Below are 12,883 nucleotides of genomic sequence, written 5' to 3' on the forward strand. Positions count from 1 at the left end.
TTTAAACAATTGCAGGCGGATGAAAAATATCCTGAGAGAGCTTTGAAATTTTTACTTGCAGCAAGAAATTGTAGGACACCAGATTGGATTCCTGAAGCTGGCATGACGGCATATCCAACTCATAACTTTTCAGTTCCATGGGTTGAAAAAGCAACTTGGACATATAGTCTTTTTCTGCCTGTTTTTTCTCTTGTTCCTCTAAGGCGGCAAGTTTTTTTGCCAGATAACATTTCCCGTCGCAATGAAGCTGTGGTCTGTTACGGTTTACGCAGAGATTTGCAACGATGTAATCACGACGAACTTCAAAATCCAGATACAACAACGGAATCACCCACACTTTTATAAGCATAAGGCTTAGCAAACCAAGCGCAATCCATTGTTTAAATTTGTTCACAGATAATGATCATCGTAATACAATGGCAAAACTACATAATGAATCAATACAGAATGTAGTTTTATTAAAATTAAACACGTTTTACAGAGCTGACAATCGTTAAGCCCCCATCATTGCCGTTCGTCTAACATCTTATATATTGCCAGCAATGTTAAGGGCCCTATACCTATATTTCATCGATAAAAGTATAAATACCAGATTTTCTGTGAATGAAATTCTTCGCTCAGCCGTATGCATAAAGGCGGGAATATCTATAACCTGGTTTTACATCCCGTCGATCTGACCGCGTTTCTACCAACTGGTATTTAATCAATAACGCACTTCCCCCAACCCCCAAAATTAAAAATTAGTAAACTATTGTTTACAAATTTGGATTCTTAGATAGAAATATCTTTACTTTGTCTATCAGCTTAGTAGTTTATTTCCACACTTAATCCATTTTAACTCCCCGTTTTGAGTTCATCAATAATGGCTCTTGACATGTCAACCAGATTGGGATCTTCCGATTTGTGAGAAAACTATGTTGAATACCGTCGTAAACTATCTCGTTGCTCATTTAATATATATAATCCATAATACATCTATACTAATGTTTAAAACAAGTTTACTACAACCAAGGTGGAAGCCTTTTTTAGCAACGTTACTTTTTCTGCTTTACGGCTACAATGGTTTTGCCCAATCGATAACGGTAAATGGAATCGTGAAATCGCAGGGAGACCAAGCCTCAATTCCGGGAATTAATATCCTCGTAAAAAATTCACTAACCGGAACGGCTACCGATGCTCAGGGAAAATATACAATTAATGTTAGGCCGGATGCCGTTCTTGTTTTCTCGGGTATTGGTTTTCTTAGTCAGGAAGTTTCAGTGAACAACCGGAGCGTACTGAATGTGACATTACAGGAAGATACAAAACAGCTAAGTGAACTGGTTGTTGTCGGTTACGGTACGCAAAAAAAGAGCGATTTAACAGGTTCTGTATCATCAATTTCCGAAGCGCAGTTTAAGAAAACGCCGGTCGTTTCTCTGGATAATGGTCTGCGCGGACGGGCAGCCGGCGTTCAGGTAACAAGCACTTCCAATCAACCAGGTGGAGCAACAAGTATCCGGATCCGGGGTAGTAATTCAGTCAATACCGGTAGCGAGCCACTATACGTTATCGACGGATTTCCGGTTTTCAATGACAATAGCGCCACGGCAGGCGGAGCGACGGTCGGACCTAAACTGAATGCTCTTTCACTGATAAATCCAAATGATATTGTTTCAATTGAAATATTGAAAGATGCTTCGGCTGCGGCCATTTACGGAGCACGAGGTGCTAACGGTGTCGTTTTGGTAACAACAAAAAAAGGCCAGGAAGGAAAAATGAAGATCGATATCAACGCTTATTACGGCGTCCAAAAAGTTTCCAAAACTTTGCCCCTTTTAAACGCAACAGAATATGCGCAACTGGTAAACGATGCCAATGGAAAAGCGATTTATACGCCTGAGCAAATCGCATCTTTCGGAGCGGGAACGAACTGGCAGGATGAAATTTTCAGAAAAGCGCCGATGCAGAATTATCAGGTTTCGGCATCCGGTGGAGACGCAAAGACCAAATATTCTGTTTCGCTTAACTACTTTAATCAGGACGGGATAATTGTCAACTCGAATTTCAAAAGATATTCAACACGCTTCAATTTTGAAAAACAGGCTACTTCAAAATTGACTTTGGGATCAAATTTGAGTGTTGCTAACACAAATGCAAATCAGGCCCTGAGCAGTACAGGTGGTGGAGAAGGCACGCAGGGCGTGATTGTTTCGGCACTGGATTTCAACCCGATCCTGAGCATCCGGAATGCAGACGGAACGTATGTTCTTGAAAGCGACCGCGGAATCCCCATAGGAAATCCGGTAGCGACGGCGCTTGAATTAACCAATAAATCTGTCAGTACCCGATTTTTGGGTAACGTTTTTGCAACTTATAAAATCATCAACGGACTTGAATTCAAAACCAGTTTTGGAGCAGATATCACTACAACCGGTGAAAAATACTATGCTCCACGGACAATTCTGGCGGGTTCAAGTGCGCAAGGCGTCGGACGTGTTTCCACAGCAAACGGAACTTCCTGGCTGAATGAAAATACTTTGACCTATAACAAATCTTTCAATAAACACGCGATCACCGCACTTGCCGGTTTCTCAGCCCAAAAATATACACGAAACCTGCTGACTTCCTCCGCTTCGGGTTTTGTAAACGATCTGCTTCGTGCTGATAATCTGGGCTCAGGTGCAATCATCAGCACGCCGGTAACCAACCTCACGGATTGGAGCCTGCTTTCCTATATCGGACGGATCAATTATGGATTTAATGATAAATATTTACTGACCTTAACAGGTCGTGCAGACGGTTCTTCAAAGTTTGGAAACAATAACAAATATGGATTTTTCCCATCCGGCTCGGTTGCGTGGAAATTATCGGAGGAAGAATTTATTAAAAACATCAGCCAGATTGATGAGCTTAAACTGCGTTTGAGTTATGGTAAAATTGGTAACCAGGAAATCAACAGTTACCAGTCTCTTGCCGGGCTGTCTGGTGCGAGTTACATCATTGGCGATAAAGTTGTGAAAGGTTTTGCACCTGGCAATATTCCTAATCCTAACCTGAAATGGGAAACTACCACGCAAACAGATCTTGGTCTGGATTTAGGACTTTTCCGGAATCGTCTGAACGTAACTTTTGATGCCTATTACAAAAAAACGTCTGATATGCTTCTAAACATTAACGTGCCCTGGTCAACAGGTTTTTCAACAGCACTGCAAAATATTGGAAGTATTGAAAATAAAGGTTTGGAGCTTGGTATACAGGCTGTTGTTTTGAACAAAGATTTGAAATGGAATGTCAATTTCAATATAGCAGCCAATAAAAATAAAGTACTGGATTTAGGATCCGTCAGCCAGATTTTGACAGGAGAAATTAATGGATACCTGAAAATCAGCGACCCGGTTGTGATCATGCCCGGACAATCGCTGAATTCGTTTTATGGCTATGCAAGCGACGGAATTTTCCAGACCGGAGATAACATAGCGAACAGTGCGCAGAAAACGGCCGTCGCCGGTGACCGGAAATACAAAGACATCAATGGCGACGGGGTTTTGGATGCCAAAGACAGGAAGTTTATCGGCAATGCCCAGCCTAAGTTTTTTGGAGGTTTTACCAATGATTTCAGCTACAAAGGTTTTGATCTGAGTGCTTCTTTCAATTATGTCTATGGAAATAAAATCCTGAACAGCACACGTGCCGATCTTGATCTACCAACGGGACAAAAAAATAGTTCGGCCCGTGTAAAAGACCGCTGGACTCCTACCAATCCAAGCAATTCAATTCCAAGAGCCTCCTTAAACCGTGCGTTCTTATTCTCGGATGCGCAAATTGAAGACGGATCTTTCCTTCGTTTGGGATCACTTTCTCTTGGTTATAACCTCCCTTCTTCTTGGACACAAAAATCAGGACTAAGTCATGCCAAGTTGTATGTTTCCGCCCAGAATTTATTCGTAATCACCAAGTATACGGGTTATGATCCGGAGACAAACCAGTCAGGACAAAGCAATATTTTACGAGGTATTGACTCGGATTCTTATCCTAATTCAAGATCATTTCTGGTCGGTGTAAACCTTAGCTTTTAATTAAAAGCACCACATTATTTAATCAAAAGATTCGATGAAAAAATTAATATATCTAGCACTTTTCCTACTGGTAACAACTTCCTGCAAAGACTTTTTACAGGAAGATCCGGCCTCTTTAATGGTTGACAGCAATTTCTATAAAACAGAAGCCGATGCTGATGCTGCGATTGTAGCCGTTTATGATGGTTTAAATGACCAGTCAAATATTTTCTACCGTGGTATTTATCTGCTCGCCGAACTGCCAACGGATAATGCGGAATGCGGACAGGGTGTTGCAAATGCAAATATTTTTGCGCTGAAAAATTTCACATATGGCCCGGTAAACGACAGAATTTATGTGCTTTACACGGCCGTTTACAAAACGATAGCAAATGCAAACATTGCGATCGATAAAATCCCTGCGATTCCCATTGCCGATGCCAAGAAAAACAGACTGCTTGCGGAAGCAAAATTTGTTCGTGCACTTTTGTATTTCAATATGGTTCAGTTGTTTGGTGATGTTCCGCTGGTTTTGAATCAGGTAACTTCGTTAGGCGATGTGAATGTGCCAAGAACGGCGGCGGCGAAAGTATACGAACAAATCGTTGCTGATCTGGAATTTGCAGAACAAAACCTGGATGCAACCAATGCTACGGGAAATGTGGGCAGAGCTACAAAAGCATCGGCAACAGGCCTTCTTGCCAAAGTTTATCTTACTTTAAAAGATTATCCAAAAGCAAGAGACAAAGCCAAAGCGGTGATCGACAATGCTCAGTTTGGACTCGTAGACAGCTATTTTGATGTCTTCACTCCACAGAACAGATTCAATAAAGAGATCATTTTTTCGATTCAAAACAAAGGAAATACCGGCGCTTCGAACGGCTTTGCGATGGCCTTGTTCTTGCCAAGATCAACTATTCCACTTCCGGGTGGCGGAACGGTTGCCGGTAACAGTGCGGATGTTCCGACGGTTGAATTCTACAATAGTTTCAAAACAGGAGATTTGCGCAAAAACCGTACATTTTTTACCGAATACGACGCCGGCGCAGGAAAAGTTACATTCCGTCCGCATTGGTACAAATTCTTTGATCCGTCTGCCATTGCCAACCTTGGCGAGGGAACGTTAAATTATCCGATCCTGCGTTATTCGGATATGCTGCTTACTTATGCTGAAGCTTTGAATGAAATTGGCGGACCATCGACTGAATCTTTTGAAGCCCTTAACAAAGTGCGCCGCAGAGCTTACGGAAAGCCTGTTGCCACCGCGAATGCGACGATCGATTTACAGGGTTTAACAAAAACATCTTTGCTGGACGCCATTCTGGATGAGCGCAGATGGGAGTTTGGCTTTGAAAATCAGCGCTGGTTTGACCTTTTGCGCACCGGGAAATTAATCAGCACTCTGCAAGCCAAGGGTATCACCGCGATCAAGAATTACAATTTGTTATTCCCATTGCCGCAGCGCGAGCTGGATGTTAATAAAAGTCTTACCCAGAACCCTGGTTATACCAATTAATTAAATTTATTTTTTGAGGAGATCGTATTAAATTACCACTTTTCAAATAACCTTTTATTTGCAATTTATTTCCTAAATTTTTAAGAATGAAAAAATCCATTTTAGTTTTTCTCTGTTTATTAACTGTTTCGTCCGGTATTTTCGCTCAGACGAAAGAGCGTCCCAATATTGTATTTATATTCTCGGATGACCACGCTTATCAGTCCATCGGAGCTTACGGAAACAAGTTTGCAAAAACACCCAATATCGACCGTATTGCGCGGGAAGGCGCTTTACTTAAAAATAACCTGGTTACCAATTCAATTTGCGGGCCTAGTCGCGCGACTTTACTGACCGGAAAATACAGCCATATTAATGGCTACAAAAACAATGACAGAACCAAGTTTGATATCACTCAACAGCTCTTTCCGGATTTGCTGCAAAAGGGTGGATACCAGACAGCCTGGATCGGAAAACTGCATTTGAACAGCCTTCCAACTGGTTTTGATTACTGGAATATTTTGCCGGGACAGGGAATTTATTACAATCCACAGTTTATTACCACTCCAAACGACACCATCAGAAAAGAAGGTTACGTGGCCGACATTATCACAGAAACTTCATTGGACTGGATTAACAAACGGGATGAGAAAAAGCCGTTTTTTCTTGTTGTCGGACAAAAATCGGTACACCGTGAATGGTATCCCGACTTGCAGGATCTGGGTGCTTACGATGATATCAATTTCCCCTTGCCGGAAACTTTTTACGATGACTATGCCGGAAGAGCTGCTGCAAAAGACCAGGATATGACCATTGAAAAAACAATGCGATTGAAGGAAGATCTTAAAGTGCATCTGGATTATAACAAGGTTCCGGGTTACAAGTTTTTCCCGGAGGAAAAAAAGAAGGTACTCAGAGATTATTATGACAAAATCACCAAAGAATTTGATGATAAAAAGCTGACAGGAAAAGCCTTGACTGAATGGAAATATCAGCGATATATCAAAGATTATCTCGCCACGGCAAACGGCCTTGACCGTAATATAGGTAAGATTCTGGATTATCTTGATAAGACTGGTTTATCGAAAATACAGTTGTGATCTATGCTTCTGATCAGGGTTTTTACATGGGAGAACATGGTTGGTTTGACAAGCGTTTTATTTATGAAGAGTCGCTAAAAACCCCTTTTGTGATTCGTTATCCGGGTGTTATTAAACCGGGAACAAAAGTGGAACAATTGATTTCCAATATCGACTGGGCACCGACAGTGCTGGATCTGGCAGGCGCAAAAATCCCGGCCGAAATTCAGGGAAAATCATTCCTTCCCTTACTGGACAAAAATGCAAAAGCAAATACGCCTTGGCGTGATGCAGCTTACTATCACTATTATGAATTCCCTGAGCCTCATCATGTTTCTCCGCATTTTGGTGTGAGAACAAAACGGTATAAACTTGTAAGATTTTATGGCGGATCTGATAGCTGGGAATTGTTTGATCTTGAAAAGGATCCTCATGAACTTAAAAATGTTTATGCCCAAAAATCTAACGAAGCGATTGTGAAAAGTCTGAAACAACAGTTAAAAACGCTTATCGTTCAATACAAAGATGACGAAGCGTTGAAACTTTTCAATACAAACAACTAGTTCAAACCACAAAAAGACCTGATTCAGGAAAAGTCAGGTCTTTTTGTTTTAGATGAAAATTAATTTCGTTTTTTTACCTTTCGATATAGCCTGTTATATATATCGATTATTTTATCAAATTAATATCCTGAATTACTTACTCAATCTCAAATGTCTGCTACTGCTGTTTCTGTTAAACCTAAAATAATTCTGACCGAAGACTGGACCGTCGTGGTGCTCGGCCTCGCGATCATTGCTATTTCACTGTCGGGACTGATTATTCCGGCACCAGCATTCGGATGGAAAACCGGTGGCGATCTGTTTGAAAAAGTTTTTAATGCGGAAAATGGCTGGGTCATATTCCAGCAATTCCTGTTTACCTATTTTTTTGCTATCGCCGGAACTCTTCTGACAGGCAAATCGCTGAAAGCAATACTTCCAGGTTTCCCGGTTGTTTTTGTTTTGACGTTGGGAGCCCTGCTTTTGGCCGGTAACAAAACCCTGAAAGATCTGAACCTTGAAGCTGTAATTTTCAGTCTCGGTATCGGACTTTTGATTGGGAATTTGGTTAATCTTCCCGATTGGCTCCGCTCCTCTTTATCCACAGAATTGTTCGTCAAAATCGGATTGGTATTGCTGGGTACCAGTGTCATTTTTGGTGATGTACTTAAAGCCGGATCGCTTGGCCTGATTCAGGCTTTGGTAGTCGTTTTATCCGTATGGTATTTTGCTTTCTGGGTCTGTAAAAAGTTGAAAGTGGACGACGAGCTTACCATGATGTTATCTTCCGCAGTGTCCATTTGCGGGGTTTCTGCGGCCATAGCCACATCAGGCGCTATCGACGGTGACAGCAAAAAACTATCGTATGTAATTTCCCTGGTTTTGATCACGGCTATTCCCATGATGCTTTTAATGCCATACGCCGCCGATTATCTTGGTTTATCTCCCCAGGTTACAGGTGCATGGCTCGGCGGTACAATTGATACCAGTGGTGCCGTGGTTGCTGCGGGTACGCTTGCCGGTGAAGAAGCGCTGAAGATAAGCACCATTGTTAAATTTTCTCAGAATGTACTTTTAGGTGTTGCCGCGTTCGCGATCAGTGTTTACTGGACTTATACCAAAAATAATTCTGAAACCGTAAAGCAGGCCAAGCCGTCAGCATCTGTGATCTGGGAGCGTTTTCCAAAATTCATTTTAGGTTTCATGGCCGCTTCATTAATCTTTTCTTTTGTATTAAACGCGGAAGCCATCGACAGCGTTAAAGGAAGTTTGAAAAGTCTTCAGGGGTTATGGTTTGCTCTTGCTTTCACAAGTATCGGGCTGGAAACCAGACTTGCGGATTTATTAAATGCTGATAACAGGAAACCGCTTTATGCCTTTTTGATAGCACAAACATTTAATATCTTTATAACATTGGCTATTGCCTATGTGCTGTTTGATTAATCACAGAAAAAGTAATTTTTAATCTTAACAACCACCAAAATTTTCTAAAACCATGGCAACAATAACACAGCTTAACGCTGTATTGGATGTGCTTAAACTAGCCGAAAGACTCAAATTTGAGTTGCGTCACAGTTATACTTCAAGCGGAAGACAGGAAAGTGTGGCCGAACATACCTGGCGCATGTCGCTGATGGCCGTTTTGATGGAACCCTATCTTGAACAGGAAATTGATATGGCAAAGCTTCTCAAAATGGTCATAATCCATGATTTGATCGAAGCCGAAGCTGGCGACATGTCGATCCTGGATGTGCTCCGTGACCCTTCGCTAAAACTGGTGAAAGAGCAACGTGAAATCCAGGCGATTGAAAACCTACGTACAAAATTGGGAGAACCACTTGGTTCAGAAATCTATGAACTTTGGTTTGAATTTGAGGAAAAATCCACTTATGTAGCCAAAGTTGCCAACGCTTTTGACAAACTTGAAGTTCAGCTCCAACATAATGAAGCAGATATAAATACATGGGAACCAATTGAATACGACCTATCCTATCGAATGGATCGCCATGTAACTTTTGATGCTAATTTAAAAATGTTAAAAGATCTGATCGAAGAACAAGCCGATCAGAAAATGAAAGCATCCGGTGTTGATACAAATGAGATACGCATTAGGGCGGCAGCTTTTTAAATATTTTTTTGTTGAAAATAAGTCTGATATCCTGGATTTGCAGGTTAAAAATAATTAAAAAGGAAGGAGGTGAATTTTACCTTCTTCCCTTTTTAATTTGGGTCTGATTAAGGGTTAATGGGCCGGGGCACTTTAATATTTTAAGGAGTAATTGTTTTTGTATTTGATAAAGGTACCGGAAAACCTCAAATGGAACAAAGCGAAGACTAAGTAATAACCTGTGCTATGTAAGTTATTTTAATACAAATTCTTCCAACACTTGCAGGCTCTTTATTTTTTGTATCATTTCAGACAAATTATCGGGCATTAAGGAATCAGTTTCGATACAAACATGGTTTTAAAACTTAACTTTACACCCTAAGATTAATGTTTTAAAAGATTATAATGGCCAAAACAACGAAGACAGAACAGGAAGAACCACTGGTAAAAACACTTTGGAAAGCAGCAGACAAACTCCGCAAAAATATGGACGCCGCTGAATACAAACATGTTGCTCTGGGTTTGATTTTTCTGAAATACATATCAGATGCTTTTGAAGAGCAATACAAAAAATTGGTTGGCCAAAAAGATGAAGGGGCGGATCCGGAAGATAAAAATGAATATCTGGCAGAAAAGGTATTTTTTGTTCCTGTTTTGGCACGCTGGAATTACATACAAGGCAGAGCAACACAACCAACTATTGGAAAAGATATTGACGATGCCATGGATGCCGTTGAGAAAGACAATCCTTCTTTGCGTGGTGTTTTACCAAAAGTATATGCACAGGAGAAACTGGATAAGGTTAGCCTGGGGGGATTGGTTAATCTCATTGGCTCCGCAACCCTGGGAACGAAGGAAGCCCAGAGTAAAGATGTATTAGGGCAAGTGTTCGAGTTTTTTCTGGGTGAATTTGCATTGGCAGAGGGTAAGAAAGGCGGCCAGTTTTATACGCCTCAAAGCGTTGTAAAATTATTGGTCGAAATGCTTGAACCTTATGAAGGCCGGGTATTTGATCCATGCTGCGGTAGTGGCGGCATGTTTGTCCAAAGCGAAAAGTTTATCAAATCACATCAGGATCATTATCGTACGGGCAAACCCTCACGATTGCCCGAAAACGTAACGGACCGAATTTCCATATACGGGCAGGAAAGCAACCAGACAACATGGCGTTTGGCTAAAATGAATTTATCTATCCGTGGCATTGATAGCAGCAATGTAAAATGGAATAACGAAGGTTCATTTTTGAATGATGCGCACAAAGACCTGAAAGCAGATTATATAATTGCCAACCCGCCTTTCAATGACAGTGACTGGAGTGGCGAACTTTTACGTGATGATGCAAGATGGAAAGTACTGGGTGAAAAATTGACACCGCCAACAGGAAATGCCAACTATGCCTGGATACAACATTTCTTATACCATCTGGCACCAACAGGCCAAGCCGGTTTTGTATTATCCAAAGGTTCGCTGACTACCAATACAACCGGAGAAGGCGATATCCGAAAAGCTTTAATTGAAAACGGATTGGTGGATTGTATTGTAAACCTGCCGACCAAGTTATTTTTAAATACACAAATTCCTGCTTGTTTGTGGTTTCTGTCACGTAACCGTAAGGGCAATGGCTCGGCATTACATCTCAGAAACAGAGAAAACGAAATTTTGTTTATTGATGCCCGCAATATGGGCTTTTTGATAAACCGCAAAAACCGTGATTTAAGTGATGACGATATTGCGCTGATAACAGGCACTTATCACAACTGGCGAAACGAGGATGGTGACTATGCAGATGTGGCTGGTTTTTGCAAAGTGGCTACAATTGAAGAAGTTGCAAAACTAAATTATGTTTTAACGCCTGGCAGATATGTTGGGCTGGCCGACGAAGAAGATGATTTTAATTTTGTAGAACGTTTTACTTCTCTAAAAGCAGAACTGGAACAGCAAATGGCCGAAGAGACCGATTTGAACAAAAAAATAATGGAAAGCTTGTCAAGAATAAAATTACCTGCAAATGGCTAATGAAGATATACGCTGGATACAGCGGTTTAGCAATTATCGCAAGGCGTTGGCCAGACTGAGTTTTGCTGTTAACCTCACGCAGGAAAGGGAATTAAGTCGATTGGAAGAGCAGGGATTAATCCAAGCTTTCGAATTTACTTTTGATATGGCCTGGAAGTCTATCCTGGATTTTATTGTGGAAAGAAGATATACCGGTGATCGGGATAAACCTATTAGAATAATTGTTGATGCGGCTGAGAGAAATTTGATAAACGAAAAGGATTGGAGAGCTATGTACAAAAGCAGGAATAAAACGTCGCACACTTATGACGAAGAAATTGCCGAAGACGTATTGAAGGATATTTTAAGAACACATTTTGGTTTGTTAATCCAATTAGAAACCCGTTTGCAGTTAGAAAAAATAAACCAGGAGAAGAACGGATGAGATTTGGATTAGGGGAAGATACGATTGAAAAAATCATTTCTGTTTTTGAGCAAAACTCAAAAGTAGACAAAGCTTATATTTTTGGAAGCCGGGCAAAAGGTAATTACCGTCCCGACAGTGATATCGATATTGCCATAAAAGGACAAGATTTAACACATAGTGATTTGATAAATTTAAGTGTAAAATTAGAAGATCATAATATAGGATTATCTATTGATCTTCTAAATTATGTTTCGTTAAATGAACCTGCACTGAAAGAACATATTGACAGGGTTGGTGTTGAGATTTATGGTCGGTGGAAGGAATATCGGTTCTCTGATTTTGTCCTAATTAATCCAACCGTTAGCTTGAAAGGTGGTGTAGAATATTCTTTTGTTGAAATGAAAGATCTAAAAGATGGAAATAGATCCTGTTTTCCTTCTGGAAAAAGAAAAACCTCTAGTGGTGCTAGATTTCAAGACAAGGATACTTTATTCGCCAGAATTACCCCCTGTCTAGAAAACGGGAAAATATGTCAAGTAAGAGGCTTAGAAAATGATATAGGATTTGGTTCAACAGAATTTTTCGTATTCAGGGGAAAGGAGAATATTTCTGATAATGATTTTGTTTTTTACTTATCAAGGTGGAGTGAGGTTAGAGATTTTGCAGAAAATAATTTTGAAGGAACATCAGGTCGTCAAAGGGTTCCTAAGAGTTGTTTCGAAAATTTAAAATTGGAGTTACCCCCAATAATAGAACAAAGAGTAATTGCCTCTATTTTAACTAATTTAGATAATAAAATCGACCTCTTAAATCGCCAAAACAAAACATTGGAACAATTGGCTGAAACGCTTTTTAGGCAATGGTTTGTGGAAGAAGCAAAGGAGAGTTGGGAGGAAAAGAAACTAGGAGTGTGTCGCTCTTAGCTCTCTTATTGTCTTTAATTTTTGGATTCGGGTTTAAGACTTCATTTGCTGAATTATTTTACGTTAGTAGCTTCTCTATGAAGTCATTGACATCTTAAACATGCGTTTTATATTGTAAGCTAAGCACACCAAGCTCCATTCGTTGTCTGTTTCAAATATTCCTCTTAATGAAAATTGCCGGAACCTTAAAACGCTTTTGATGATGCCGAAAACGGGTTCAACAGTTTGCTTTCGCTTTTTATAAATGGCTTCATATTGAGGGATTTTCAAGCGCATCC

The 12,883-nt window shown here is 40.5% G+C and carries 9 protein-coding genes and 1 pseudogene; 8 read left to right on the forward strand and 2 right to left on the reverse strand.

Going from position 1 to position 12,883, the window contains the following annotated elements; genetic code table 11:
* Position 1: 1 nt before the first annotated feature.
* A complete protein-coding gene (locus FDK13_RS33615; RefSeq protein WP_181956159.1) occupies positions 2-394 on the reverse strand; it encodes a hypothetical protein in 393 nt (130 codons plus the stop codon).
* Positions 395-983: 589 nt separating this feature from the next.
* Here FDK13_RS33615 and FDK13_RS33620 point away from each other — a divergent pair.
* The 8 genes and pseudogenes from FDK13_RS33620 (at position 984) to FDK13_RS33655 (ending at position 12,605) form a co-directional block, all read left to right on the forward strand.
* Positions 984-4,058: a SusC/RagA family TonB-linked outer membrane protein gene (locus FDK13_RS33620; protein ID WP_137344402.1), complete on the forward strand. Its 3,075-nt coding sequence runs from the start codon at positions 984-986 to the stop codon at positions 4,056-4,058.
* A gap of 34 nt (positions 4,059-4,092) precedes the next feature.
* Positions 4,093-5,553, forward strand: a complete 1,461-nt coding sequence (locus FDK13_RS33625) for a RagB/SusD family nutrient uptake outer membrane protein (protein ID WP_137344403.1) — start codon at positions 4,093-4,095, stop codon at positions 5,551-5,553.
* Positions 5,554-5,639: 86 nt separating this feature from the next.
* Positions 5,640-7,174 (forward strand): annotated as a pseudogene (locus FDK13_RS33630) (sulfatase family protein).
* Positions 7,175-7,324: 150 nt separating this feature from the next.
* The gene (locus FDK13_RS33635; RefSeq protein ID WP_137344404.1) at positions 7,325-8,596 is read left to right on the forward strand and encodes a YeiH family protein; all 1,272 of its coding nucleotides are present in this window, start codon (positions 7,325-7,327) and stop codon (positions 8,594-8,596) included.
* A 52-nt stretch (positions 8,597-8,648) separates the two neighbouring features.
* Positions 8,649-9,281 (forward strand): HD domain-containing protein, encoded by a 633-nt coding sequence (locus FDK13_RS33640; protein ID WP_137344405.1) that lies wholly within the window; start codon positions 8,649-8,651, stop codon positions 9,279-9,281.
* 384 nt (positions 9,282-9,665) lie between these two features.
* Positions 9,666-11,276, forward strand: a complete 1,611-nt coding sequence (locus FDK13_RS33645) for a type I restriction-modification system subunit M (protein ID WP_137344406.1) — start codon at positions 9,666-9,668, stop codon at positions 11,274-11,276.
* Positions 11,269-11,700: an HI0074 family nucleotidyltransferase substrate-binding subunit gene (locus FDK13_RS33650; RefSeq protein ID WP_137344407.1), complete on the forward strand. Its 432-nt coding sequence runs from the start codon at positions 11,269-11,271 to the stop codon at positions 11,698-11,700. The genes FDK13_RS33645 and FDK13_RS33650 overlap by 8 nt, the downstream gene beginning before the upstream one ends.
* Entirely contained in the window at positions 11,697-12,605 is a 909-nt protein-coding gene (locus FDK13_RS33655; RefSeq protein WP_137344408.1) for a restriction endonuclease subunit S, read from the forward strand. The genes FDK13_RS33650 and FDK13_RS33655 overlap by 4 nt, the downstream gene beginning before the upstream one ends.
* Positions 12,606-12,680: 75 nt before the next feature.
* Here FDK13_RS33655 and FDK13_RS33660 read toward each other — a convergent pair.
* The coding region (locus FDK13_RS33660) for a transposase (protein WP_170982988.1) at positions 12,681-12,883 on the reverse strand (203 nt) is incomplete at its 5' end.

The organism is Dyadobacter frigoris, assembly GCF_005280585.1.
Classification (GTDB): Bacteria; Bacteroidota; Bacteroidia; order Cytophagales; family Spirosomataceae; genus Dyadobacter; species Dyadobacter frigoris.